At 73.5% G+C, this 24,714-nt stretch carries 27 protein-coding genes and 2 pseudogenes; 10 read left to right on the top strand and 19 right to left on the bottom strand.

Annotated elements, in window-relative coordinates; genetic code table 11:
* Both EJK15_RS51600 and EJK15_RS51595 read right to left on the bottom strand, forming a co-directional pair.
* Positions 1-285, bottom strand: a pseudogene (locus EJK15_RS51600) (sensor histidine kinase); the annotation flags it as partial.
* Positions 269-886, bottom strand: coding sequence for a DedA family protein (locus tag EJK15_RS51595; RefSeq protein ID WP_138717811.1), 618 nt, complete (start codon positions 884-886; stop codon positions 269-271). The gene EJK15_RS51595 and the pseudogene EJK15_RS51600, both read right to left, overlap by 17 nt.
* Positions 887-997: 111 nt before the next feature.
* On the opposite strand from EJK15_RS51595, the gene EJK15_RS51590 reads away from it, so the two are divergent.
* Positions 998-3,742, top strand: a complete 2,745-nt coding sequence (locus EJK15_RS51590) for a DEAD/DEAH box helicase (RefSeq protein WP_138717814.1) — start codon at positions 998-1,000, stop codon at positions 3,740-3,742.
* Positions 3,739-4,860, top strand: coding sequence for an SWIM zinc finger family protein (locus EJK15_RS51585; RefSeq protein ID WP_138717810.1), 1,122 nt, complete (start codon positions 3,739-3,741; stop codon positions 4,858-4,860). Before EJK15_RS51590 ends, EJK15_RS51585 begins: the two co-directional genes overlap by 4 nt.
* Here EJK15_RS51585 and EJK15_RS51580 read toward each other — a convergent pair.
* Positions 4,803-5,813 (bottom strand): helix-turn-helix transcriptional regulator, encoded by a 1,011-nt coding sequence (locus EJK15_RS51580; RefSeq protein WP_138717809.1) that lies wholly within the window; start codon positions 5,811-5,813, stop codon positions 4,803-4,805. The genes EJK15_RS51585 and EJK15_RS51580 overlap by 58 nt on opposite strands.
* 88 nt (positions 5,814-5,901) lie before the next feature.
* Here EJK15_RS51580 and EJK15_RS51575 point away from each other — a divergent pair, with 88 nt between their 5' ends.
* Positions 5,902-6,327 (top strand): VOC family protein, encoded by a 426-nt coding sequence (locus tag EJK15_RS51575; protein ID WP_138717808.1) that lies wholly within the window; start codon positions 5,902-5,904, stop codon positions 6,325-6,327.
* Positions 6,324-6,728, top strand: coding sequence for a YdeI/OmpD-associated family protein (locus EJK15_RS51570; RefSeq protein ID WP_206061631.1), 405 nt, complete (start codon positions 6,324-6,326; stop codon positions 6,726-6,728). Before EJK15_RS51575 ends, EJK15_RS51570 begins: the two co-directional genes overlap by 4 nt.
* A 19-nt stretch (positions 6,729-6,747) precedes the next feature.
* On the opposite strand, the gene EJK15_RS51565 is transcribed toward EJK15_RS51570, so the two are convergent.
* Together EJK15_RS51565 and EJK15_RS51560 are read right to left on the bottom strand one after the other, a co-directional pair.
* Entirely contained in the window at positions 6,748-7,386 is a 639-nt protein-coding gene (locus EJK15_RS51565; protein WP_138717807.1) for an NAD(P)-dependent oxidoreductase, read from the bottom strand.
* Between the two features lie 97 nt (positions 7,387-7,483).
* On the bottom strand, positions 7,484-8,155 hold the full coding sequence (locus EJK15_RS51560) for an ArsR/SmtB family transcription factor (protein ID WP_138717806.1): 672 nt from the start codon (positions 8,153-8,155) through the stop codon (positions 7,484-7,486).
* Between the two features lie 57 nt (positions 8,156-8,212).
* Between EJK15_RS51560 and EJK15_RS51555 the strand changes: the two genes are divergently transcribed.
* The 3 genes from EJK15_RS51555 to EJK15_RS51545 are packed head-to-tail and all read left to right on the top strand — an operon-like array spanning position 8,213 to position 11,982.
* Positions 8,213-9,544, top strand: coding sequence for an MBL fold metallo-hydrolase (locus EJK15_RS51555; protein ID WP_138717805.1), 1,332 nt, complete (start codon positions 8,213-8,215; stop codon positions 9,542-9,544).
* A 28-nt stretch (positions 9,545-9,572) separates the two neighbouring features.
* Positions 9,573-10,820 carry an MFS transporter gene (locus tag EJK15_RS51550; protein WP_138717804.1) on the top strand — a complete coding sequence of 416 codons (1,248 nt, stop codon included), beginning with the start codon at positions 9,573-9,575 and terminating at the stop codon, positions 10,818-10,820.
* 19 nt (positions 10,821-10,839) lie between these two features.
* The gene (locus tag EJK15_RS51545; RefSeq protein ID WP_206061630.1) at positions 10,840-11,982 is read left to right on the top strand and encodes a cysteine desulfurase family protein; all 1,143 of its coding nucleotides are present in this window, start codon (positions 10,840-10,842) and stop codon (positions 11,980-11,982) included.
* A 9-nt stretch (positions 11,983-11,991) separates the two neighbouring features.
* Here EJK15_RS51545 and EJK15_RS51540 read toward each other — a convergent pair whose 3' ends face one another.
* From EJK15_RS51540 to thrC, 11 genes are all read right to left on the bottom strand, one after another.
* Positions 11,992-12,387, bottom strand: coding sequence for a VOC family protein (locus EJK15_RS51540; protein ID WP_138717803.1), 396 nt, complete (start codon positions 12,385-12,387; stop codon positions 11,992-11,994).
* Positions 12,384-13,004, bottom strand: coding sequence for an SRPBCC family protein (locus EJK15_RS51535; protein ID WP_171075022.1), 621 nt, complete (start codon positions 13,002-13,004; stop codon positions 12,384-12,386). The genes EJK15_RS51540 and EJK15_RS51535 overlap by 4 nt, the downstream gene beginning before the upstream one ends.
* A complete protein-coding gene (locus EJK15_RS51530) occupies positions 13,004-13,351 on the bottom strand; it encodes an ArsR/SmtB family transcription factor (protein ID WP_138717802.1) in 348 nt (115 codons plus the stop codon). The genes EJK15_RS51535 and EJK15_RS51530 overlap by 1 nt, the downstream gene beginning before the upstream one ends.
* 50 nt (positions 13,352-13,401) lie before the next feature.
* The gene (locus EJK15_RS51525) at positions 13,402-14,007 is read right to left on the bottom strand and encodes an energy-coupling factor transporter transmembrane component T family protein (protein WP_138717801.1); all 606 of its coding nucleotides are present in this window, start codon (positions 14,005-14,007) and stop codon (positions 13,402-13,404) included.
* The gene (locus EJK15_RS51520) at positions 14,004-14,678 is read right to left on the bottom strand and encodes an energy-coupling factor ABC transporter ATP-binding protein (protein WP_138717800.1); all 675 of its coding nucleotides are present in this window, start codon (positions 14,676-14,678) and stop codon (positions 14,004-14,006) included. Before EJK15_RS51520 ends, EJK15_RS51525 begins: the two co-directional genes overlap by 4 nt.
* Before the next feature lie 11 nt (positions 14,679-14,689).
* Positions 14,690-15,838, bottom strand: coding sequence for a thiolase family protein (locus EJK15_RS51515; RefSeq protein ID WP_138717799.1), 1,149 nt, complete (start codon positions 15,836-15,838; stop codon positions 14,690-14,692).
* A 1-nt stretch (position 15,839) separates the two neighbouring features.
* Positions 15,840-17,186: a class I adenylate-forming enzyme family protein gene (locus EJK15_RS51510; protein WP_138717798.1), complete on the bottom strand. Its 1,347-nt coding sequence runs from the start codon at positions 17,184-17,186 to the stop codon at positions 15,840-15,842.
* A 7-nt stretch (positions 17,187-17,193) separates the two neighbouring features.
* A complete protein-coding gene (locus EJK15_RS51505) occupies positions 17,194-17,805 on the bottom strand; it encodes a biotin transporter BioY (RefSeq protein WP_138717797.1) in 612 nt (203 codons plus the stop codon).
* A gap of 65 nt (positions 17,806-17,870) precedes the next feature.
* Positions 17,871-18,269: a DNA/RNA non-specific endonuclease gene (locus EJK15_RS51500; protein WP_171075021.1), complete on the bottom strand. Its 399-nt coding sequence runs from the start codon at positions 18,267-18,269 to the stop codon at positions 17,871-17,873.
* Entirely contained in the window at positions 18,262-18,513 is a 252-nt protein-coding gene (locus EJK15_RS51495) for a hypothetical protein (protein ID WP_138717795.1), read from the bottom strand. The genes EJK15_RS51500 and EJK15_RS51495 overlap by 8 nt, the downstream gene beginning before the upstream one ends.
* A gap of 165 nt (positions 18,514-18,678) precedes the next feature.
* On the bottom strand, positions 18,679-19,743 hold the full coding sequence (gene thrC / locus EJK15_RS51490; protein ID WP_138717794.1) for a threonine synthase: 1,065 nt from the start codon (positions 19,741-19,743) through the stop codon (positions 18,679-18,681).
* Between the two features lie 65 nt (positions 19,744-19,808).
* On the opposite strand from thrC, the gene EJK15_RS51485 reads away from it, so the two are divergent.
* Positions 19,809-20,792, top strand: coding sequence for a MurR/RpiR family transcriptional regulator (locus tag EJK15_RS51485; protein ID WP_171075020.1), 984 nt, complete (start codon positions 19,809-19,811; stop codon positions 20,790-20,792).
* A gap of 12 nt (positions 20,793-20,804) precedes the next feature.
* Here EJK15_RS51485 and EJK15_RS51480 read toward each other — a convergent pair whose 3' ends face one another.
* Both EJK15_RS51480 and EJK15_RS51475 read right to left on the bottom strand, forming a co-directional pair.
* Entirely contained in the window at positions 20,805-21,326 is a 522-nt protein-coding gene (locus EJK15_RS51480; RefSeq protein WP_138717792.1) for a GNAT family N-acetyltransferase, read from the bottom strand.
* Between the two features lie 26 nt (positions 21,327-21,352).
* The gene (locus EJK15_RS51475; protein ID WP_240777749.1) at positions 21,353-21,928 is read right to left on the bottom strand and encodes a helix-turn-helix domain-containing protein; all 576 of its coding nucleotides are present in this window, start codon (positions 21,926-21,928) and stop codon (positions 21,353-21,355) included.
* A 380-nt stretch (positions 21,929-22,308) separates the two neighbouring features.
* Between EJK15_RS51475 and EJK15_RS51470 the strand changes: the two genes are divergently transcribed.
* Positions 22,309-22,653: a YciI family protein gene (locus EJK15_RS51470; RefSeq protein ID WP_206061629.1), complete on the top strand. Its 345-nt coding sequence runs from the start codon at positions 22,309-22,311 to the stop codon at positions 22,651-22,653.
* Positions 22,650-24,443: a sigma-70 family RNA polymerase sigma factor gene (locus EJK15_RS51465; RefSeq protein ID WP_206061628.1), complete on the top strand. Its 1,794-nt coding sequence runs from the start codon at positions 22,650-22,652 to the stop codon at positions 24,441-24,443. The genes EJK15_RS51470 and EJK15_RS51465 overlap by 4 nt, the downstream gene beginning before the upstream one ends.
* 86 nt (positions 24,444-24,529) lie before the next feature.
* On the opposite strand, the pseudogene EJK15_RS51460 reads toward EJK15_RS51465, so the two are convergent.
* Positions 24,530-24,714, bottom strand: a pseudogene (locus tag EJK15_RS51460) (lanthionine synthetase LanC family protein); the annotation flags it as partial.

The raw sequence follows: 24,714 nt of genomic DNA, 5'->3' as shown, positions 1-24,714 counted from the left end.
GACCACCAGCAGCATGACCACCAGCCCGCCCAGCACGCCGGCCGGGACGCGCGCGGCCAGGTAACGCAGCGCCCGCCCGTCGTCCCCGTCCAGCGCGTCCAGGGCCGCGGTGTCCAGGCGCAGGCGGCGCGCCTCCAGCCGGGCCAGCCCCCGGGCCGCCGCCGCGGCGTTCGGATGCCCCGGGAACGGCAGCGTCAGCAGCACGAACGCCAGCTCGGCCGGGGCGGTGACGGCGCCCGCCGCCACCGCGCCCAGTTGCCGCAGGCCCTCAACGGCGAGTCGCATGCCTGCCCTTGCGCCGCTCGGCCAGCCGCACGCCGGCGAAGACCAGCACCGCCGCCACCACCATGGCGATCACCACGTTGGTGCCGATCCCGACGTAGGCCTCCACCAGCGACCAGTTCTCGCCCAGGAAATACCCGGCCAGCACGAAGATGGTGTTCCAGATCAGGCTGCCGGCCGTCGTCAGCAGGGTGAACGTGGGCAGCGGCATCCGCTCCACGCCCGCCGGGACGGAGATGAGGCTGCGGAAGATGGGGATCATCCGGCCGAAGAACACCGTCTTGCGGCCGTGGCGCAGGAACCACGCCTCGGTCTTCTCGATGTCGGACACCTTCACCAGGGGCAGCCTGGCGGCGATCGACAGAACGCGTTCGCGGCCCAGCACCGCCCCCACCCAGTACAGCGCCAGTGCGCCGGCCACGGAGCCGAGCGTCGTGAACACCAGTACCTCCAGCAGGTCCATCTTCCCCTGGCTGGCGGTGAAGCCAGACAGGGGCAGGATCACCTCGCTGGGCAGGGGCGGGAACAGGTTCTCCAGCGCGATCGCCAGGCCCGCCCCAGGCGCCCCGAGCGTTTCCATCAGTCCCACGAGCCAATCCGTCATGGGAACTAGGCTATGGAAGATCAGATATGTCCGGAATGAGGTGGGTCCCCGGACCGGCACTGTGGTAAACCCCACCCTCGACGTACCGTACACTGTACGGCCGTGAGCGTCATGACGGATCTGCACCGGCACGCAGCACTCTTCGAACCCGGCGACCCGCCCCGGTCCGGGCACGTGACCTTCCTCGACCCCGGCGGGCACGACACCGTGACCGTGGCCGAGGAGCACGGCGAGGCGGTGCGCGCCCGCCAGGTCGCGGCCACCCGCGTCCCCGTCGCCGCCGCGGTGGCAGCGCTGGCCAGAGCGCGCGCGGACGAGCAGGCCCACCCCGCCGCCCGCTTCTGGGGCGCGGCCGCGCTGGTCGCACTCCAGCTCGTCACCCGTGGCCGCATCCTGCCCGGGGTGACCGCCGGCGAGCACGACTCCTGGCGGGCCGGGCCGCTGGACGCCGCCGACGTGCAGCGCATCCGCGAGCTCGCCGCCGCCATGCCCGCCTCCGCCCGCGCCATCCCCCTCGCCGAAGGCGCCGCGGACAGCGCTCGCGAGGGCCAGGACGGCGAGCTGTGGCTGCCCGACGCCGAAGTGCTGGTGCGGGCCTTTCTCGACGCCGTCGCCGACGCCCTGCCCCGCTCGCCCGGCGCCGTCCGCGCCACCGGCACCACCGCCTACGCCGCAGCCAAACCCGTCAAGGTGCCCCACCTGCGCCGCTGGGCCGAGGAGATCTCCGCCGGCCTCGACTCCGGCGTGCGGATGTCGCTGCGGCTGGAGGCCGACGACCTGGCCGCCGCCGACTTCCGCGCCGTCGTCCAGCTGCACAGCCTCGCCGACCCCTCACTCGTCGTGGACGCCGGTGAGCTGTGGCAGGGCCGCGACCCCGGCCTCGGCCCGCGCGCCAGGATCGAGGCCACCCTCGCCGTCCGCCGCGCCGCCCGCGCCTGGCCCCGCCTGGAACGGCTGCTCGACAGCGCCGTACCCGACGAACTGCCCCTGAGCGACAGCGACGTCGAGGAGCTGCTGGCCGGCGCCGCCGAACGGCTGGCCGCCGCCGGCGTGGAGGTGCACTGGCCCCGCTCCCTGGTACGCGGCCTCAGCGCCCGCGCCGTCGTCGGCGAGCGCGACGCCGCCCCCTCCGACCTGCCCTCCTTCCTCGGCGGCCACCACCTGACCAGCTTCGACTGGCAGCTGGCCCTCGGCGGCGAACGCCTGACCGCGGCCGAGATGGACCAGCTCGCCGAGGCCCACCGCCCCGTCGTACGCCTGCGCGACCAATGGGTCCTCATCGACCCCGACCTCGCCCGCAAGGCCCGCCAGCGCGACCTCAAACCGCTGACCGGCCTGCAGGCCCTCGGCGCCGCCCTCACCGGGACGGTCGAGGCCGAGGGCGAGCAGATCCCCGTCGAGCCCACCGGCTGGCTGCGCGAGCTCCGCGACCGCCTGGCCGAGCCGGAAGAGATCGCCCCGCCCGCCGGCCTGGCCGCCACCCTGCGCGACTACCAGCTCCACGGCCTGCGCTGGCTGGCCAGGATGACCTCGCTCGGCCTCGGCGGCTGCCTGGCCGACGACATGGGCCTGGGCAAGACCATCACCCTCATCGCGCTCCACCTGCACCGCGCCGCCGCCGGGACAGGCCCGACGCTCGTGGTCTGCCCGGCCTCGCTGCTGGGCAACTGGGAACGGGAGATCACCAGGTTCGCGCCCGGCGTGCCGGTCCGCCGCTTCCACGGCACGAACCGGACCCTGGCCGACGAGGGCTTCGTGCTGACCACGTACGGCACCATGCGCCTGGACGCGGCCAGGCTGGCCGCGCACCCGTGGGGCCTGCTCGTCGCCGACGAGGCCCAGCACGTCAAGAACCCCTCCTCCGGCACCGCCAAAGCGCTGCGCGAGATCCCCGCCGCCGCCCGCGTCGCCCTGACCGGCACCCCCGTCGAGAACAACCTGTCGGAGCTGTGGGCCATCCTCGACTGGACCACGCCCGGCCTGCTCGGCCCGCTGGGCAGGTTCAGGGCGCGGTGGGCCAAACCGGTCGAGTCCGGCGACGGCGAGGCGGCCTCTCGGCTGGCCCGGCTCGTGGGGCCGTTCCTGCTGCGCCGCCGCAAGAGCGACCCCGGCATCGCGCCCGAGCTGCCGCCCAAGACCGAGACCGACCGCCCCGTCGCCCTCACCACCGAGCAGGCCGGCCTGTACGAGGCCGCCGTCCGCGAGATCATGACCCAGATCGAGAGCGCCAAGGGCATGGCCAGGCGCGGCCTCATCGTCAAGCTGCTGACCGGGCTCAAGCAGATCTGCAACCACCCCGCCCAGTACCTGCACGAGACCGGCCCCAGGCTGCCCGGCCGCTCGGGCAAGCTGGAGCTGCTCGACGAGCTCATCGACACCATCGTCGCCGAGGACGGCGCGGTGCTCGTCTTCACTCAGTACGTCGCCATGGCCCGCCTCATCGACAAACACCTGACCGACCGGGGCGTGGCCACCCAGCTGCTGCACGGCGGCACCCCGGTCGCCCGCCGCGAGGAGATGGTCCGCCGCTTCCAGGACGGCCACGCCCCGGTGTTCCTGCTGTCGCTCAAAGCCGCCGGCACCGGGCTCAACCTCACCCGCGCCGACCACGTCATCCACTACGACCGCTGGTGGAACCCCGCCGTGGAGGACCAGGCCACCGACCGCGCCTACCGCATCGGCCAGACCCGCCCCGTCCAGGTGCACCGCCTCATCGCCGAGGGCACCATCGAGGACCGCGTCGCCGAGATGCTGGCGGCCAAGCGCTCGCTCGCCGACGCCGTGCTCGCCTCCGGCGAGACCGCCTTCACCGAACTGACCGACGCCGAACTCGCCGCCCTCGTGGAGCTGAGATGAACGCCGCCCGCGGATTCCCCGCCTTCCCCCCGCAACGCGCCGGCGCCCGCTTCGCCACCTCCTGGTGGGGCCGCGCCTGGACCAAGGCCCTGGAGGACACCTCGCTGGACCAGGTCCTGCTGCGCAAGGGCCGCGCCTACGCCAAGACCGGCCAGGTCGGCCCCATCACCGTCAGCCCCGGACGCATCGCCGCCGTCACCGAGAGCGAATACGACACCGTCGTCCGCGTCGAGCAGCTCACCGACGCCGAATGGGAACGCTTCCTGGATCAGGTCGCCGCCAAGAGCGGCCACATCGCCGCGCTGCTCGACCGCGACATGCCGCACGACCTGGTCGACGCCGCCGAGGACGCCGCCGTGCCGCTGCTGCCCGCCGTCGGCGACCTGGAGCCGGAGTGCTCCTGCCCGGACTGGGGGCACCCGTGCAAGCACGCCGCCGCCCTGTGCTACCAGGTCTCGTGGCTGCTGGACGCCGACCCGTTCATGCTGCTGCTCATGCGCGGGCGCGGCGAGCGGGAGCTGATCGAGGCGCTCCAGGCCCGCGACGTCCCCGACACGGCGCCGCCGGGCGTCCCCGCGGTGCAGGCGTTCGCCGCGGGCGTGCCGCCGCTGCCCGAGCCGCCGCCCTGCGACGTCGTCTTCGCCCCGCCCGCCCTGGACCCGCCGCCGGGCCCTGACGCGGGCGTGGAGGCGGCCGCGCTGCGCGTGCTGGCCGCCTCCGCCGCCTCCCGCGCCCGCGAGCTGCTGCTGCGTGGCCACCTCCCCGAGCTGACCGAATACCAGGACCGGGTGCGGCTGGCCGCCGAGCACGACCTCGGCCTCGGCCTCGAGGCCGCCGTGGCGGCCTGGCGGTACGGCGGCGCCGACGGCCTGGAAGTCCTCGAGACGGCCTGGACGCCGCCCCGGCAGGACCTGGCCAGGGCGCAGGCGCGGCTGGAGGCCGGCTGGGAGGGCGAGCACCCGCCCCGGATCCAGGCGTGGCGCAACCGCTGGAGCCTCGGCCCGCTGCAGCTGCGCTACGGCCGCGACGGCCGCTGGTACCCCTTCGCCGAACGAGACGGTCAATGGTGGCCCGCCGGCCCGCCCGAACGCGACCCCTCGGCGCTCACCGCCTCCTGACCGGCGTACCGCGTGACCAGCTCCGCGCCGATCCTGGCCAGCTCGGCGCGGACCGGCTCCGGCTCCACCACCTCCACCTGAGCGCCCCAGCCGGCCAGCTGCTCGGCGATCGACAGCGCCATCTGCGCCGCCACCCGGGCCCGCACCCGGCCGTCGTCCTCCTGGCCGATGACCTCGCAGTGGCGCCCGAACTGCTCACGCAGCACCCGGACGTGCCTGGCCTCGATCAGCACCACCGCCGAGACGAGCGAGCGCCGCTGCTCGACCTCGTCGACGACCCGCTGCCACTCCGCCGACAGGTCGAAGTCGTCCGGCCGCTCGGCGGGCAGGTCCGTCACCCCGGCCTCGGCGATCCGATCGACGCGGAACGTGCGCCGCCCGGCCTCGGTGCCCGCGATCAGGTACCACATGCCGTCCTTGTCGACCAATCCCAGCGGATCCACCAGCCGCTCCGTCGAGCGGCCGCCCCTGCTCGTGTACGCCAGGCGCACCTTGAGGCGGCGCACCACCGCGGTCTGCAGGGTCTCGACCAGGCCGGGCAGCTCCCGGCCTGGTTCGCCCCACCGCGCCGAGTCCGACACCACGGCGCGGGCCGCGGCCTCGGCGTCGGCGCGGAACGTGGCCGGCAGGGCCCGCACCAGCTTGCGCAACGCGGAGGTCAGCGGCGGCGCTGTTCCTGGTGCCGGGCCCGTCGCCGGGCCGAGCAGCAGGAACAGCGCCCGCGCCTCGTCGGAGGTCAGGCCGCTCAGATCGGTACGCGCGCCGCCGACGAGCTGCCACCCGCCGCCGCGCCCCGGCTGCGGATACACCGGGATGCCCGCGGCCGACAGCGCCTCCAGATCGCGGCGGGCGGTGGCCACGGAGATCTCCAGCTCCTGCGCCAGCTCCGGCGCGGTCACCCGGCCGCGGGCCTGGAGCAGCAACAGGGCAGCCACGAGACGGTCAGCACGCATGTCCCCATCGTCGCAAACAAAGTGCTCAATTGATGAGCACTTTGGGAGGGAGGATGGTCACACAACCCCGGACGAGAGAGGAACCGGCATGCTGAACGGGCTCACCACCGTCCGCTTCTACGCCCCCGACATGGAGGCCGCCAAGCGCTGGTACACCGAACTGCTGGGCCTGCCGCCCTACTTCGACACCCCGGACTACATGGAGTTCCGCATCGGCGACTACCAGCACGAGCTGGGCTTCGTCCACAGCTCCCACGCCGGGACCGAGCTGTCCATGACCCCGGCTCCCGACACCACCGGCCCGGCAGGCTCCCTGGTGTACTGGCACGTCGACGACGTGCCCGCGGCCCTCGACAGGCTCGTGGCCATGGGCGCCAAGGAGCACGACCCGCCCATCGACCGCGGGCAGGGCTTCATCACCGCCTCCGTCGCCGACCCCTGGGGCAATCTCCTCGGCCTGATGTACAACCCCCACTACCTGAGCATCCTCGCCGCCATGAAGGAGTCGTCATGATGATCGTCGCCGACGCCGCCGCGTGGCGCGGCTGGCTGGCCGGCCACCACGACACCTCGGCCGAGGTGTGGCTGGTGCTCGCCAAGAAGGGCACGACCGAGCCGACGAGCCTCACCTACGAGCAGGCGCTGGAGGAGGCGCTGTGCCACGGCTGGATCGACGGCCTGACCCGCCGCCGCGACGAGTCGACCTACCTGCAGCGTTACACCCCGCGCCGCTCCCGCAGCCCGTGGTCGCAGCGCAACGTCGCCCGCATCGAACGCCTGCTGCGGGAGGGCAGGATGCACCCGGCGGGGCTCGCGGCCGTCGAGCGCGCCAAGGCCGACGGCCGCTGGGACGCCGCCCAGGCAGGGCCGCGCCGGCGAGAGGCCGTACCGCGGAAACGCGCGATTCCCGCTTGAGCGGGGGACGGTGAAGCTGTCAGGACGCCACCGAGATGACGTGGCGGACCGACGTGCGGTCGCCGATCAGCTTCAGCATGCAGTCGGCCACGTCGGCGCGAGTGGTGATCAGGCCGCCCCGGACGTTGAGGTCCCAGGCGGTGCGGTAGCGGTTGGTACGGCCGGCGTTCGTCAGCCGCGACGGCCGCACGATCGTCCAGTCCAGATCGCCGGCCCGCAGCAGCCGCTCGGACTCGGCCAGGTCGGCGAAGGAGTGCCGGAGCAGCCGCTGCACGATGAGCGGCTTGAGCACGTACCGCGTGAACGGGCCGTCGCCCGCGTCGGCCACCATGCCGCTCGCGCCCACCGTCAGCACGCGCCGGCACCGTGTCCGGTTCATGACCTCGATGATGGAGGTGACGCTGTCGGTGTGGACGCTGGTGGGGCCGGACTCGCGCGCGCCCATCGCGCTGAGCACGGCGTCGCGGCCCTTGATCGCCGGCGTGATGGCGTCGGGGGCCATCACGTCGGCCTCGACGACGTCCACCCGGTCGCGCAGCTGCGCGGGCAGGCGGGACGCGTCGCGTACGACGGCGGTGACCTCGTGGGCCAGGTCGAGCGCTTGGCGGACGAGTTCGAGTCCGATGCCGCCGGTGGCTCCGAAGATGGCGAGCTTCATGAGCTCTCCCTTTCTCGCAGAGGTGGGTGAGCGTTTACTCACCATTCTACTCTGCCAGGGGATCGCCTGGCGGTCCGGGCAGCGCGATCGTCCCCGGCTACGGCGTGGTGGTACCCGTGGCGACCGGCAGGCCGGCCAGGCGCCATTCGAGCATGCCCTCCTCCAGCCGTGCGGCCGTGCGGCCGCGGGCGGTCAGGGAGCGGACCGCCTCGTAGGCCAGCACGCAGTAGGCGCCGCGGCAGTAGGCGACGATGGCGCCGTCGCTGGGCAGCTCGTTCAGGCGGCCGGCGAGCTCGTCCAGCGGGAGGGAGAGGGCGCCGGGGATGTGCCCGGCCGCGTACTCCTCGCCGGGGCGCACGTCGATGAGCGTCACGTCGCCCGCGGCGATGCGCTCCCGCAACTGCTCCCGGGTGAGCCGCTGGGTGTCGTCGGCGCCGAGGTAGGCGGCTCGGGCGCGGCCGACCTCGGCCAGATGGGCGGAGCCGACCTGGCGCAGCAGCGCCCACAGCGCGGCCACGTCGTGGCCGGCCAGCCGGTAGAAGACCTTCGTGCCCTGCCTGCGGGTGGCCACCAGCCCGGCCTGCTTGAGCACCTGCAGATGGTTGGAGGCGGTCGTCATGCCCAGCCCGGCCGCCTGCGCCAGGGCCTCGACCGAGCGTTCGCCCTGCGCGAGGAGATCCACCAGCTCCAGCCGCTTGCCGCTGGCCAGCGCCTTGCCCACGGAGGCGAACGCCTCGAACAACGCCGTCTTCGCCGCCGTGTCACCCATTGACATTCCTCCATAGATCTCTGGAATAGTGTAGGAAGGGGATGGCAAGGAGGCAACATGGTAATCCCGATCGTGGACGAGGGGCTGGGCAACTCGTCATACCTGATGGACCTCGGCGACGGCGCCGCGCTGGCGGTGGACGCCGGCCGGGACCTGCGTGGCCTGCGCACCGCGGCGGCCCGGCACGGGCTGCGGGTGCGCTTCGCCGCCGACACCCACCTGCACGCCGACTTCCTGACCGGCGCGCTCCAGCTGGCCGCCGAGGACGGGGCGGCCATCCTGGCCTCCGCCGACGGGCACCGGGAGTTCCCGCACCGCGGCCTGCGCGACGGCGACGAGGTGGACCTGGGCGGGCTGAGGTTGCGCGCGCTGGCCACGCCGGGGCACACCGGCGAACATCTGGCGTTCCTGCTGCTGGACGGGACGGCGCCGGTGGGAGTGTTCTCCGGCGGCTCCCTGATCGTCGGGTCGGCGGCCCGGACCGATCTGTGCGGCCCGGAGCGGACCGAGGCGCTGGCGCGGGCCCAATACCGGTCGCTGCGCCGGCTGGCGGAGCTGCCCGATCAGGTCGCGCTGTGGCCGACGCACGGCGCAGGGTCGTTCTGCCAGGCACCGTCCGACGCCCGGCGCACCTCGACCATCGGCGCGGAGAAGACGGCCAACGCGCTGCTGCAGGCGGCCGACGAGGACGCCTTCGTGACCCGGCTGCTGGCCGGGCTGGGCAGCTTCCCGCCGTACTTCCTGCGCCTGGCCGAGGCCAACCGTCTGGGCCCGCCACCGCTCGGCGAACCGGCGCTCGCCCCGGTGGACGCCGCGGCGCTGCGTCCGGACGAGGCGGTGGTGGTCGATGTACGGCCGGTGCGCGGCTTCGCCGCCGGTCACATTCCCGGCGCGATCTCCATCCCGCTGCGGGCGCAGTTCGCGTCCTGGCTGGGCTGGATGCTGGAGCCCGGCACGCCGTACGTCATCGTCCGCGATCCCGGCCAGGACGCCGGCGAGATCGTCTGGCAGGCGGCCAAGATCGGATACGAGGCGTGCGCCGGGGAGCTGGCCGGCGGCATGGACGCCTGGGACGGGCCGATCGAGACCATCGACGTGGTCGGCGCGGACGGGCTGGACGGCGGGCAGGTGCTGGACGTGCGCCAAGAGGCCGAATACGTCGCCGGGCACGTCCCCGGCGCCCTGCACATCGAACTCGGCGAACTGCCCGAGCGCGTCGATCGGGTGCCGGACGAGCCGACAGTGGTGATGTGCGGGCACGGCGAGCGCGCGATGACCGGCGCCAGCCTGCTGCGCCGCGCCGGCCATCGGCGGGTCCGCGTCCTGGTGGGCGGAGCCGACGACTGGCACCGGCACACCGGCCGCGCACTGCTGCAGGGTCCGGCGTGAACACCGCTCCAGGGGCCCCAGGCCTGCGATGAACGCCCTCGCCTCGCGCGGCCTCCGGCTGGGGCTGCGGGCCAACCTGGCCCAGTTCGCCCTGCTGGTCGCGGTCAACGCCCTGGTCGGCGGCATGCTCGGCCAGGAGCGCATCGTGCTGCCGCTGCTGGCCGGCACCGTGTTCGGCCTGTCGGCCTACACCTCGGCGATGACGTACATCCTGGCCTTCGGCGCCACCAAGGCGATCACCAACTTCTTCGCCGGCACCCTGTCCGACCGCTACGGCCGCAAGCCGGTGCTGGTGGCCGGGTGGCTGATCGCGTTACCGATCCCGGCCATGCTGGCCTGGGGGCCGTCGTGGGCGTGGATCGTGACGGCCAACGTGCTGCTGGGCCTCTCCCAGGGACTGACCTGGTCGACCACCGTCATCATGAAGATCGACCTGGCCGGGCCGCAGCGGCGCGGCCTGGCCATGGGATTCAACGAGGCGGCCGGCTACGTCGCCGTCGCGCTCACCGCGGTGGCCACCGGCCGGCTCGCCGAATCCTCCGGGCTGCGGCCCGCGCCGTTCCTGCTCGGCGCGGCCTACGCCGCGCTCGGCCTCGGGTTGTCGGCGCTGATCGTGCGCGAGACCCGCGAGCATGCCCGGCTGGAGGCCACCGCGTCAGCCGGTGACTCCGCGGTCGTGCCGTCGACCGGGCAGATCGCCTGGCGCACCAGCGTCAGCGACCGGTCGTTGTCGGCCGCCAGCCAGGCCGGGCTGGTCAACAACCTCAACGACGCTCTGGCCTGGGGCATCTTCCCGATCGTGTTCGCCGCCGGCGGGCTGAGCCTCGCCCAGGTCGGCGTGCTCGGGGCGCTGTATCCGATGGTGTGGGGGCTGGGGCAGACGATCACCGGCTGGTGGTCCGACCACGCCGGCCGCAAGCACCTGATCACCGCCGGGATGCTGCTGCAGGCCGCCGCCATCGCCGCCGTGGCCGCCGGGCACGGCTTCGCCCTCTGGGCGGCCGCGCAGGTGCTGCTCGGGATCGGCACCGCGCTGGTGTACCCGACGCTGCTCGCCGTCATCGGCGACGTCGCCCACCCCGCCTGGCGGGCCCGCGCGGTCGGCGTCTACCGGCTCTGGCGCGACGCGGGCTTCGCCGTCGGCGCGCTGCTGGCCGGGCTCATCGCCGACCTGTACGGGCTGAGCGCCGCGATCTGGACGGTCGCCGCGCTGACCGCCGCCTCCGGAATACTGGTGGCGCTGCGCATGCGCGAGACCCTGGCCGACAGGGTCTGATGAGCCCGAGGAGGACGCCGTGACGCATCCCGCCCTGGACGATGGGCCGATCTACCTCGACTACAACGCCACCACCCCCGTCGACCCGGGCGCGTTGCAGGCGGCGTTGCCGTACCTGGGCACGCATTTCGGCAACCCCTCCAGCGGCCACCACTTCGCCCGCGCGCCACGCGAGGCCCTCGACCGCGCCCGCCGCCAGATGTCCGCACTGCTCGGCGCCGCCCCTGGCGAGATCGTCTTCACCGGCGGCGGGTCGGAGGCCGACACCCTGGCCATCCGCGGCGCCTGCGCCGGCGACCCGCGCCAGATCATCACGCTGCCCACCGAGCATCCGGCCGTCCTGGAGTCCTGCCACAGCCTGCGCGGCGACGGCTTCACCGTCCGCCTGCTGCCGGTGGACCGCCGCGGCCGCGCCGACCCGGCCGACCTGCGTACCGCGCTGGAGGAGCGGCCGACCGCGCTGGTGTCGATCGCGTACGGCAACAGCGAGACCGGCACCCTGCAGCCGATCGCCGAGCTGGCCGCCCTCTCCCACGCCGCCGGGGCGCTGTTCCACACCGACGCCGCCCAGGCCGCAGGCAAGGTCGCCCTCGCCGTGACCGCCCTGGGCGTGGACCTGCTGACCGTCGTCGGGCACAAGATGTACGCCCCCAAGGGGGTCGGCGCCCTGTACGTCCGCTCCGGTACCCGGATGCGCCCGATCATCCACGGCGGCGGCCAGGAGTCCGGGCTGCGCGCCGGGACGGAGAACGTCGCCTTCATCGCCGCCCTCGGCCACGCCGCCGAACTCGCCTGCCACGAGCTGCCCGGCAGCACCGCCCGCCTGGCCACGCTCCGCGACCTGCTCCAGGCCGAGCTGGAGCGGCGGCTGCCGGGCCGCGTCCACCTCAACGGCCATCCCACCGAGCGCCTGCCCGGCACCCTGAACGTCAGCATCGACGGCACCACCGGCAGGGCGCTGCTGGCCGCCGTACCGGAGATCGCCGCGGCCACCGGCTCGGCCTGCCACGAAGGCGTCGACGCCCCCTCTCCCGTCCTGACCGCCATGGGCCTGCCGGAACAGCGGGCGCGGGCGGCCCTGCGCCTGTCGCTGGGCCGCTGGAGCACCGAGACGGAGGTACGGAGGGGCGCCCGGCTCATCGCCCGGGCCGCCCTCGGGTGATCCGCCCGGTCAGGGCAGGTTGAGTTGCCAGGAGACGCCGAACCGGTCGTTCACCCAGCCGAACTTGGTGCTGAAGCCGTAGTCGTTCAGCGGCATCAGCTGCCCGCCGCCCTCGGCGAGCGCCGCGTAAAGGCGATCGATCTCCTCCTCGGTGTCGCACCCGACGTAGAGCGACATCGACGGCGTGAACGTGAAGCCGTGCGACTGGTCGCTGTCGATGCACATGTACTCGCGGCCCGCCAGCGTGAAGATGGCATGCTTGATCTTGCCCTCCGGCCCGGGCTCTCCGGGCTCGAAGCGGGCGACGTTGACCACCTTGGCCTCGTCGAACAGGGAGACGTAGAAGTTCATCGCCTCCTCGGCCTCGCCGTTCTGGAACATGAGGAACGTGGTGATCTGGGTCATGCGCTGTCCTTTTCCGGTGCGTAGAAGGCAGTGGTGGCGGCGACGGCGGCGGCGGTCTGCTCCGGCGTGGCGCCCGCGGCCGCATATGCCTGGCCCCACGCCTGGCTGCTGGCCGTGATGAAGCGCCTGCCCTCGTCGGTCTCGTGGAAGGTGTTCTCGTCGACCTGCGGGGCGCCCGACAGGTGCAGGCTCAGGCCCAGCAGAGCGAGGTCCCAGCCCACGCCGGTGGCGCCCGGGCCGAAGCCGGACCACATCTCCGGCGGGACCTCGGCGGTGTGGCGCAGCTCGAACAGGGTGCCGCCGTCCTTGGCCGCGAGGTGCACCTCGACCTCGGAGAAGCCGGGGCTCTCGCCGTAGAGCCAGCTGACCTTCAGCAGCCGGGGCGGCTCGCACTGCAGGATCTCCCCGCTCGCGTTGCCCTCCAGCTGGTAGCTGCCCCCCACCCGCAGGTCCCCGGTGACGGGCAGGAACCAGCGGCGCAGCCGCTCGGCGTCGGTGCAGGCGTCCCACACGTCCTCGACCTCGGCGTCGTAGTAGCGGCGCATCGTCACCACCTTGCGCTCGCCGTCGAGCAGCTCGCGATGCGCCCGGGTGATCTCGTTGACCATGTCGTCCATCAGGTGTCCTTCGTCTCTGTCGTGCGGCGTTCGCGCTTGCCGCGGGCCAGCTCGGTCGCCAGCGCGTCGAGGCGCTGGCTCCAGAAGCCGCGAAAGCGCTCCAGCCACAGGTCGATCTCCTGCAGCGGCCCCGGCTCGACGGTGTAGAGCCGCCGGGTGCCCTGGGCCCGCACGCTGGCGAACCCGTTGTCGCGCAGCACCCGCAGGTGCTGGGAGACGGCCGGCTGGGAGATCCCGAACTCTTGCTGGATGACGGTGGTGACCTCGCCGGAGCTCTGCTCGCCACCGGCCAGCAGCTCCAGGATCCGGCGCCGGACCGGGTCACCGAGAACGTCGAATGCGTGCACGACCCCATTGTTTCAAGCTGTGCTTATATAAGTCAAACCCGGTACTGAGGTCAGTCGTCCAGGCCGCGGGCGCTGAGCGCCTCGCCCAGCGCGTCGGCGTGCCGCAGCGCGCTCACCACCAGCGGCACGGCGAAGGCCCGCAGGCTCCGCTCGACGCCCCTGGCCCGCTGCGCCTCCCTGACACGGGTGGCCAGCGCGGCCATCACCGGCACGCTGCGGATGGTCAGCGACAGCAGCAGCGACAGCCGGAACGGGTCCAGGCCCGCGAACCTGGCCGGCGCCATGCAGCGCTCCAGCGTGGACATCATGGCCGACGTCCGCGTGGTGAGCGTGACCAGGCCGGCCAGCGCCACCGCCAGCACCACCCGCAGGGTCGTGACGGCCGCCCCCTCCAGGTCCACGAAGATCCACTGCATCGCGAACAGCACCACGGCGAACCAGCGCACCGGACGTACCTGCGCCCAGGCCGCCGCCACCCCCACCCGCGACAGCGCGTACAGACCCGTCACGACGGCCGCCGCCCCGGCCAGCGCCAGTGGCGAGCGCAGCAGCACGAGCACCGTGCACGCGGCGGCGAGCCCGGCCAGCTTGGCGCCCGCGGGCAGGCGGTGCAGCGGCGAGCCGCCCGGGACGTAGGCTCCGGTGAGCCCGTTCACGACATGATCTTCCGGTAGTGGCCGATGGCCTCCTGCGGCGTGCCGTCGGCGACCACGCGGCCCTCGTCGAGCACCAGCACCCGGTCGAAGCCGGCCAGCAACGGCAGGTCGTGGCTGACCACCACCACCTGCTGCGGCAACTCTCGCAGCAGGCCGGCCACCTGGCGGGAGTGGCGCAGGTCCAGCAGCGTGGTGGGCTCGTCCATGACCAGGATGTCCGGCTCCAGCACCATCACCGCGCACAGCGCGAGCAGCTGCTTCTGCCCGCCCGACAGGTGGTGCGCGGGGTGGTCGGCGTGGCCGGCCAGACCGTACCTGGCCAGGACATCCGCCACGCGCCGGTCGATCTCCTCGCGGGACAGGCCCCTGCGGCGCAGCGAGAAGGCCACGTCCTCGGCCACCGTCGGCATGACGATCTGCGCGTCCGGGTCGGTGAACAGGAACCCGACCCCACGCCGGATCTTCGCGGCGTGACGGCGGGTGTCCAGGCCCAGCACGGTGACATCGCCCGACGTCGGCAACGCCAGACCGTTGATCAGCCGGGCCAGCGTGCTCTTGCCCGAGCCGTTGGCGCCGACCACACCGACGCGTCGCTCGGGCAACGAGGCGGTGATGCCGCGCAGCACGTCACGCCCGCCGAGGCGGACGTGCACGTCGGCGAACTCGATCAACTCACTCCACCTCAGACCATCTCGAACAGGGCCGCGACGCCCAGGCCGCCGCCGACCGCGGCCGCGGCCAGGCCGAGCGTCCCCGGCGGCGCGGACGCGCGGACCAGCCTGGTGAACAGCCTGGTCACCACCACCGCGCCGGTGGCGCCCCACGGATGGCCCAGCGCCAGCGCGCCCCCGTCCGGGCAGACCCGCTCACCGTCGCCGCCCAGCGGGTCGAGCCCGAGCGCGTCGGTGACCGCCAGCACCTGCGCCGCGAACGCCTCCACGATCTCCACCGCCGCGACCCGCTCCAACTCCACCCCCGAACGCGCCAGCACCCGCCGCACCGCCGGCACCGGCCCCCACCCGGGCAGTGCGGGATCGCACCCGACGACGGACCCGGCCACCAGCCGCATCCCCGGCAGGCCCGCACGCAGCCGCTCGGGCACGATGGCCACGGCCGCGGCGCCGTCGCTGACCGGGGAGGAATTACCGGCCGTCACTGTACCGCCCGCCACGAACGCCGCAGGCAGCCGGGCCAGCGACGACGGCCGCAGCGGACGCGGCCGCTGGTCGTCCGGCCGGCCGCCGACCGCCACGATCTCCTCCGTGAACAGTCCGGCCTCCCGGGCGGCCAGCGCGCCGGCGTGGCTGCGGCAGGCGTAGGCGTCCTGGCGCTGCCTGCTGATCCCGCACGCCGCGGCCAGCGCCTCGGCGGCCGGGCCCATGTCGGGATCGGGGTGGCCGTCAGGCGTGAACGGCGCCCTCCCGTACGGCTGCGCCGCCCCCCGACGGGTACGCAGCGGCGCGGTCGAGGCGCTCTCCGCCCCGCCCGCGATCACCAGGTCCGCCTCGCCGGCGCGTACCGCCTGCCCGGCCACCAGGATCGCGGCCAGGCCGCTGCCGCACTGCCGGTCCACGGTCACCCCGGGCACGCCGTGCCCCAGCCCGGCCGCCAGCGCCGCGACCCGGGCCACGTTGCCGCCCGGCCCCATGCAGTTGCCCAGCACCACGTCGTCCACCCGCCGGCCGGCGACGTCGCGGGCCACGGCCGCGATCACGGGCGCGGCCAGCCGGTCCACGGTCAGCTCCTTGAACGCGTGCCCTGCCGTCCCGATGGGCGTGCGCCGGGCCGCCACGACGACGGGCTCGTCACCCTGCCTGGAGGTGTTGCTCATGTCAGGTCAGCCGGCGGATGTCGGGGTCGCCGCCGGCCAGCCGGGCCGCGACCAGGGCGCGCGCCGGCTTGCCGGCCCGCGTGCGCGGCAGGCTCGGCACCGCGTACCAGCGGCGCGGCCGCTGCGCCACGTCCAGCCCGCTCCTGGCCACCGCCTCCAGCAGCGCGCGAGGCGGCGGGGCGCCGTCGGCCTCGAGGATCGCCGTGACCACCGAGCCCAGGGACGGGTGCGGAGAGCCGATCACCACGATGTCCCCCACGCCGGGCACCTTCCTGAGCACCTCCTCGACGTCCTCCGGCACGACGGTGGCGCCGCCGGTCTGGATCGCGCCGTCGCCCCGCCCGCGCAGCCGCAGCACCTGTCCTGCCTCGTACGGATGCGCCACGTCGCCCACGGTCATCCACCCGTCACCGTCGCGGCGCAGCGGACCGGCCGCGCCGCCCAGGTAGCCCTCGGCCAGCCACGGCGAGCGGGCCCACACCTCCCCGAGCATGCTCCCCGCAACGGGCCTGACCTCGATCTCGACGCCCGGAAAAGGGCGCAGCTCACCCCCGTCGGCGTCCACGGCGACGAACGACAGCTCGGTCGCGCCGTAGTACGACACGACCCGCACCCCGGCCCGCGCCGCCGCAGCCCGTGCCTGGGGGCCGAGCGCCGCGCCGCCGACCACGGCCGTACGCAGCGCGCCCGGCCTGGCGAGCACGGCAGGCAGCAGATGCGGCACCACGTGCACCACCGTGGCGTCCTCCAGGTGCTCCGCGAAAGACGCCGCGGGCGAACGGCCGGGCACGACGGCCGTCGCGCCGGTGGCCAGGGCGTGCAGGGCGGCGAAGGCGTACAGGGAGGACGCCAGCGGTCCCGGGACCAGGACCACGTCGCCGGGCGTGATCCCGGCCAGGTCGCCGAGGTGCGGGAACGACGCCGTCCACGAGGCGCGGGTGCGGACGACGGCGCGCGGGCGGCCCGTACTGCCCGAACTGAAGCACGCCCACGCCCGATCGCCGGGCGCCGGCTCATGATCCACGGCGGGACCTCGCACGTACGGCAGCGGCGCGTCGACGAGCACGTCCACGGCGGCCATGCGCGCCCACCTCCGCCGGTCCCAGGCGTGATCGCCGACCAGCGGCGTGGCGCCGGCCAGGTCCGCCGCCAGCACCGCGACCAGCAGCGCGACCGGGTCGGCCACGCCGATCCCGACCAGCGACCCGGGGCCCGCACCCTGGCCGAGCAGGTGCCGGGCGGCACCGTTGATCTTCTCCGCGAGCTCGCCGTAGGAGAGCTCGCCGTGCGGCCCGCGTATCGCCGGGCGGTCGCCGGCGTGCCGCAGGACGTGGTCGGCTACCGGCATGTACGGGTCAACGCCCCCCGCCGGTACGCAGCCGCTCGAGATGCACGGCGGGCACCGCGTCCGGGTAGGCCCGCTGCGTGCCCCTGACCACGATGGCCGCCAGCACCGCCTTAACCAGGTCACCGGGCAGGAAGGCGGCGCTGATCAGCGCCGTCGCGGTCAGCGGCGCCCCTGTGACCATGGCCTGCACGGGAATGCCACACAGGTAGACGACGCCGACGCCGCCCGCCAGGCACGCCAGCACGAGCCGGACGATCCCGGGGTCGCGTCCCGCGCGCTCGACCAGCCAGCCGGTCAGCGCCGCGCCGGCGATCCAGCCGAGGAGAAACCCGACCGTGGGACCGCCGAAGAAGACTCCCAGCCCGCCGCGGCCGCCGGCCAGCAGCGGCAGGCCCGCAGCGACCAGTACGAGCAGCACCACGACGGCCAGCGCGGCCCGCCACGTGCCGAGGATCGCGCCCGCCAGCATCACGCCCAGCGTCTGCAGCGTGATCGGGGTGGGGTTGCCGAAGACGTTGATCGAGCCCGGCAGCCCGAGCACCGCGATCAGCGCGGCGAACACGGCCACCCGCGCCAGGTCTCCCGTGGGGAACCTGCGCATCTTCCCTGCAAGCTTCATGACGTCGATCTCACACCAGAACGGCACGCTTCAGGCATGGAGGTATCCCACAACTTTCCCCGCATTCATCTGCGACCGGACGACACCCCGCCGCAGCGGGCCGCCTGGAACGCCTTCGCGATCCTGGTCTCCCACGTCTCGACCTCGCTTCCGGACAGGACTTCGTTGGGCAGGGTGACGGAGACTCGCCGCGCCACGCCGGAGACCTTCGGCGCCATGGTCATGTGGATGCTGTCGGGCGTGACGGACTTGTCGTCAGGGTAGTGCAGCCGTACCCGGTAGTCGGCCACGGAGCCGTCGCCTTCGAGGCAGGCGCGGGCGCGGTCCTCGACCCGTTTCATCAGACCCTGATTGATCTGCCGACCGCGCATGGGGGCCAGGTTGTACCGCTTGCCGACGCCGCCGAACGAGGCGGCGATGAGGTGGCCGCCGTTCCAGTCGCCGCGGCCGCCCCAGTCACCCACGGTGGTCTGGCAGCCGGTACGCGGCGCGGCCCTGTCGACCAGGGTCCTGGCCAGGGCGTCGGCCGGGCCGTCCGAGGCGGTCGGTGGTGAAGGTCTGGCGGTTGGCGTGGTAGGTGTGGCTCGGCTTCAGGTGCCGCTTGCAGGGGGCGGCGTCCGCGGCGGGGGCGGCGGACGCCGTGGCGAGCAGGAGCGCGGCGGCCGCCGCCGCGCGTGGCAGGGCAGGGGGCAGTCGTGTCGCGGGCACGGAGGTGTCCTCTCGCGAATGGGGGATCGCCGGTCAGGCATGGCCCGAGAAACAGGGCGGATCGCCCTATCGGCCGCCTCGTCGGCTTTGTCGCGACATTCGTGCCCGTGAGATAAATCACTTAACGTATCTATATGGTGACTTTTGGTAGTTCTCGCAGGTAGGTCAGGCGGCCAGGCGCAGGACGCGGGCCACGTCGGCGGCGGCCGCCGACGACTCGGTCGCGGTGTAGCCGTCGCGCAGCGAGGCGTCGAGGTCCTTCAGCCCGTTGCCGCTGAGCGTGATCACGATCCGCAGGCCGGGCTCCAGCCCGCCCCGCGCGTGCTGGTCGAGCAGCCCCGCCACCCCGGCCGCCGAGGCCGGCTCGACGAAGACGCCGTCGCGGCGGGCCAGCATCCGGTACGCCTCGAAGATCTGCTCGTCGGTCACCGCGGCGATCAGCCCGCCGGACTCCTCCCGCGCGGCGACGGCGCCGTCCCACGTGGCCGGGTTGCCGACGCGGATCGCGGTCGCCTCCGTCCGCGGGTCGGCGACGGGCGCGCCGTGGACGAGCGGCGCCGAGCCCGCCGCCTGGAACCCCCACATGCGCGGCAGCCGGGTGGCCAGGCCCGCGCGCTCGTAGGTGCGGTAGCCGCCCCAGGTCGCGGTGATGTTGCCGCCGTTGCCCACCGGCAGGCAGTGCACATCCGGCGCGTCGCCCAGCGCGTCCACGATCTCGTAGGCGACGGTCCGCTGGCCGGCCAGGCGCAACTCGTTGCCGACGGAGTTGACCAGCGCGATCGGGTGGTGGCCGGCCAGCTCGCGGGTGACGCGCAGGCAGTCGTCGAAGGTGCCCGCGATCTCGACGATCCGGGCGCCGTAGCGTACCGCCTGGGCCAGCTTGCCCAGGGCGATCCGGCCCTTGGGGACGAGCACGGCCGCCGTGAGGCCGGCGCGGGCGGCGTACGCGGCGGCCGAGGCGCTGGTGTTGCCGGTGGAGGCGCAGATGACGGCCTCGGCGCCGCGCTCGGCCGCCCTGCTGATCGCCACCGTCATCCCGCGATCCTTGAACGATCCCGTCGGGTTGGCGCCCTCGACCTTCAGCCATACCTCGCAGCCGGTCAGCCCGGACAGGTGCGCCGAGCGCAGCAGCGGGGTGTTGCCCTCGTTCAGCGAGATGACGGGCGTGCCGTCGGTGACGGGCAGCCAGCGCCGGTAGTGACTGTCGATCAAACCATGCCAGGTAGTCATGTCCTGCACCGTAACATCCGTTTCGCTTGAATGCGTATATGGAGATTGATGTAACATTTGTCAGCATGGAGACCGATCCGGTGGCGAGCCGCCTCAGCGCCGTCTACTCCGAGCTGCCGCCCGGCGAGCGCGCGATCGTCCGGGTGCTGCTCGACGACTATCCGTTCGCGGCGCTCGGCTCGCTGCGCGCGCTGGCCGAGCGCGCCGGGGTCAGCCCGCCGACGGCGTCACGGCTGTTCGACCGGCTCGGGTACGGCGGCTTCGCCGACTTCCAGTCCGCCGTCAGGGACGGGGCGCGGGACCGGTCACGGCTGCTGGAATACGTCACCCGCTCACCGGGCACCCGACCTCGCCCGTCCGCCCCCGCCGGTGGCCCGCTCGGGACCGGACCCGCGGAAAGCCGCTCCCCCACCGCACCCTCCCGCCCGCCCGGATCCGCCGGCCCGGGGGCGGGATCCACGGAGGGCGGCAGCGCCACGAGCGGCGCTTCCGGGGCCGGGCCTTCGGAGCTGCAGCGGGCGGCCGAGGACTTGCGCTCGGGGCTCGACGGGACGCTCGAGGCCGTCTCCGAGCCGCTGCTCACGGCCGCGGCGGCGCTGCTGGCCGGAGCCACGACCGTGTGGGCGCTGGGCGGGCCGCTCAGCGAGCTGGCCGCCGAATACCTGATCCGCCAGCTCGCCAGCCTGCGCCCGGGCGCGCACCGGGTGCCCGAATCCGTCCAGGCCCGCGCCCGTACCGTGCTGGACCTGGGTCCTTCCGACCTGGTCGTGGCCTACGACTTCCGCCGCTATTCGCCCGGCACCGCCCGGTTCGTCCATACCGCCCGTGACCGGGGCGCGCGGCTGCTGCTCGTCACCGACGCGTGGGAGTCGCCGCTGGCCGCGCAGGCGGAGGTGCTGGTCAGGTTGCCGCGCGAGGCCGCTGGGCCGATCGCGCCGCTGGCGCATGAGATCGCCGTCACCGAGCTGCTTCTCGTCGCCGCGGCCACCCGCCTCGCCCCCGCCACGCGCCTGGCCGACCTCGACGCGCTCACCCAGAGCCTGCAATGAGCCGTGAGAAGCTCACCGCGCGAGCCGCTTGTAGAAGAAGCTGCACTCCCGCAGCGTGCCGTCCGGCGATCCCGCGTAGTCGGGGACGACGCCGTAGCGCGTCCAGCCGCCGGTGAGGTAGACGTGCTCGGCGGTGCTGCCCGTCTCGGTGTCCAGCATGAGCAGGTCGGCTCCCATCTCCAGGGCGGCCTGCTCGGCGATGACCAGCAGGGCGCGCGACAGGCCCCGGCCGCGGGCGTCGCGGTGCACCATCAGCTTGACGATCTCGGCCCGGTGGCGGGCGTTGGGCTTGCGGGCCAGGGCCAGGCTGATGGTGGCGGTGACCCCGGCGTCGTCGCGGCACACCCACACCATGAGGCTGCCATCGGCCACCGCCGGCGCCTGGTCCCGCCACCAGCCGGCGGCCGCCTCGTGGTCGAACGGCGCCAGGAAGCCCACGGAGGCCCCGCTGTCCACGGCGTCGACCAGGAGGTCGGCCAGCTCCTTCACACTGGCGTCGAACTCCTCGGCGGACAGGCGGGCGATGCTGTGCATGCGAATCCTTTCCCGGTGGCACGCGGTCAGGGCAGGACGATCAGGAGGGCGTACCGCACCGGGTCCGGCCCCGGGCAGCGGAAGCGGGAGGAGCCCCACAGCCGGAAGCGCAGGCAGTCGCCCGCCTCCACGACGTGCGTGTGGCCGTTCGCGGTGATCTCCACCGCGCCCTCCAGCGCCCAGATGTGCTGCTCCAGCCCAGGAACCGGGGGCGCGTCGTAGGAGATGTCGGCGCCCGGGCGCAGGGTCCCCTCGACGACCTCCCCGCGCAGGCCGGGATGCGGCGGGGACACCGACCTGCGGACGAAGCCCGACTCCTCGTCCCGCCACACCGGCTGCGCCCCGGCCCGCACGAGCTGCGGCGGCTCGGACTCCACCTCGGCCAGCAGCCGCGACATCGTCCGCTCGTAGACTGCGCAGAGCTTGTTGAGCAGGGACGCGGTCGGGCTGATCTCCCCCCGCTCCAGGCGGGACAGGGTCGAGCGGCTGACTCCGGACCGGCGCGCCAGCTCGTCGAGGGGCCATCCGCGCTGGACGCGCAGCTGCGCCAGCCGCTCGGCCAGCCGGACGTCCAGTCCTTCCCCAGCAACCGTTTCGCTCACATCTGGGAGCATATCCCAAATCTGGGATGGCGCCGCGGCACGGCGCCCACCGGGCCGACCAGCAACGGCGATCCACGCCTCCTCGTGTCTGTGAGGCGGCCGGGGCGGTGCAGTGCCAGACGTGGCGCGGCGGCCGGGGATGGCACGTCGCCGGACGATTGAGATGCCTGCTCATCTCGTTGCGTTCTTCCCTGTCGTACGGTGGCTGGCGATGGCGTCAGCCGTGCGCCCGGCGTGGCGGGCGGCCCGGGTCATGGGCAGAGCTCGTGCAACTCGATCGTGTGCACTGCGATGTCGATCTGCGACCCGGTGAACTCGTCGTAGAAGTAGGCGGGCCCACCCGGGCTCCACACGATGGGACGTACGACATGGCGAAGTACATGATCCTTATTTTCGGCGACGAGCAGCAGTGGGCCGCGATGTCCCCGGCGGAGCAGCAGAAGAAAGACGAGGCCCATCAGGCCTTCCGCGCCACGGCGGGGCCGGCGGTCCTCGCCGGCGAGGAGCTGGAGCCGGCGCCGATGGCGACCAGCCTGCGCGCGGATGCCACCGGCCGGGTCACCACCACGGACGGACCGTTCCTGGAGACGAAGGAGGCGCTCGGCGGCTACTACCTGGTGGAGGCCGACGACCTCGACCAGGTGATCGCGCTCGCCTCGCGGTTGCACGAGGTCTCCGCCGGGCACAGCGGGGTCGAGATCCGTCCGGTGGTGGATCACGGATGAGTGCCGAAGTCGTCGCGGCGGTCGCGCAGGCGCACCGCCGCGACTGGGCCCGGGTGTTCGCCGCCACCGCCCGGCTGACCCGCGAGCTCGATCTCGCGGAGGACTGCACCCAGGACGCGTTCGCGCAGGCGCTGCAGACCTGGACGCGGACCGGCATCCCCGATCGACCCGGCGCCTGGCTGACCACCATCGCGCGGAACAGGGCCCTGGATGTGCTGCGCCGGGAGTCGGTGCTGCGCCGGGCCCTGCCGCTGCTGGTGCCGGACGGGTCGGCGCCCGGGCCCGAGGACGGCCTCGATGATGATCGCCTGCGGCTGGTCTTCACCTGCTGCCACCCCGCCCTGTCCCGTGACGCCCAGGTCGCCCTGACCTTACGGCTGGTGTGCGGGCTGTCGACGGCCGAGGTGGCTCGGGCGTTCCTGGTGCAGGGGGCCACCATGGCCGCGCGGATCACGCGGGCCAAGAAGAAGATCACCATTGCTCGCATCCCGTACCGCGTGCCGTCACCGGACCAGCTCGCTGAGCGGGTCAGCCCCGTCCTGGAGGTCGTCCATCTGATCTTCACGACCGGGCACACGGCGCCTGTCGGCGCGAATCTTGTCCGCAGGGACCTCGTGGACAGCGCGATCGGCCTCGCCCGCATGCTGCACCTGCTCATGCCGAACGACGCCGAGATCAGCGCCCTGCTCGCCTTGCTGCTGCTCATCGACGCGCGCGCCGATACCCGGCTGTCCGCCGGTGGCCGGCTGCTGCTGCTCTCGGAGCAGGATCGCACGCGCTGGGACACCCGGCTGATCGGCGAGGGTGTCGGCCTGCTGACCGATGCTTTGCGCCGGCGGCCGCCGACGCGCTACGCCGTCGAGGCCGCGATCGCCGCTGTGCACGCCGAGGCGCCGACGTGGCAGGACACCGACTGGTCGGAGATCGTCGCGCTGTACGGGGTTCTGCTCGAGCTGTGGCCCTCTCCGGTGGTAGAGCTCAACCGTGCTGTCGCGATCGGGCTCCGGGACGGCCCGCAGGCCGGCTTGGACGCGCTGGCACTGCTGCTCGCCGATCCGGCGCTGGCCACCTACGGCTACCTCAGCGCCGCCCGTGCCGACTTCCTGCGGCAACTGCACCGGTGGACCGAGGCGGCCGAGGCGTACGAGGAGGCCTTGACCCTCACCGGCAACGACGTCGAACGCGCCTTCCTCACCGAACGGCTCGGCGAGGTCCAGACCCACCTACCAGCTCATCTTCCTCACAACCCGCGTGTACTGCGCGGCGAAGACAGCGCCGGAGAAGGCGTACCGAAGGCATGTGTTGTGTGCCGGCCCGTTACGGTGTCCCGGCGGATCGCCGCGCCGGCGGCCGACATCTTCCGGATCCTCGCCGACCCTCGGCGGCACACCGACCTCGACGGCTCCGGGATGTTGCGCGGTGCCGCGTCGGAAGGGGTGATCTCCGCCGTCGGCGACGTCTTCGTGATGAAGATGCACTACCCGCCGCACGGCGACTACGAGATGAACAACCACGTCGTCGCGTACGAGGTGAACCGACGCATCGGCTGGGAGCCGGAGGCGGGCCAGGGGCACCCGGGCACCGCGCCCGGTAGCACGGCCCGAGCGCGCTGGGGGCACCGTTGGGCCTATGAGCTGACCCCTGATGGCCCGGACGCGACCATCGTGACCGAGACCTATGACTGTTCCCGGGCGCCGGAAGAGGAGCGGGCGGCGATGGACGGCGGCCGCATCTGGGTCAAGAGCATGACCGAGACGCTGGAACGGCTGGCCGTGCTCTGTGCCAGATAGGGGTCCCGGTAGCAACGAAGAAATTTTCCACAAAGTAGCCCAGCAGACACCTGAAAAGAAGTCAATATTCCCTACTGACTTATAGGCTAATACGAATCACGCGACCCGGCAGGCGGCACGGGGATGGCAGGGAACGGATTGTCAGGCAGGAGGATGACCCGGCGTGCCTGGCGTGGCTGGAGGGCGGCGTCGAGATGCAGCAGGGCCGCGCCGATGCCGGCCGCGCCGACCATGTAGCCGGTGTCGGCGCTCACCTCGCCGGGTCGTAGCC

It is taken from the genome of Nonomuraea basaltis (assembly GCF_005893125.1).
In the GTDB taxonomy this organism is placed as follows: Bacteria; Actinomycetota; Actinomycetes; order Streptosporangiales; family Streptosporangiaceae; genus Nonomuraea; species Nonomuraea basaltis.
This window is presented reverse-complemented; position numbering and strand designations above follow the sequence as displayed.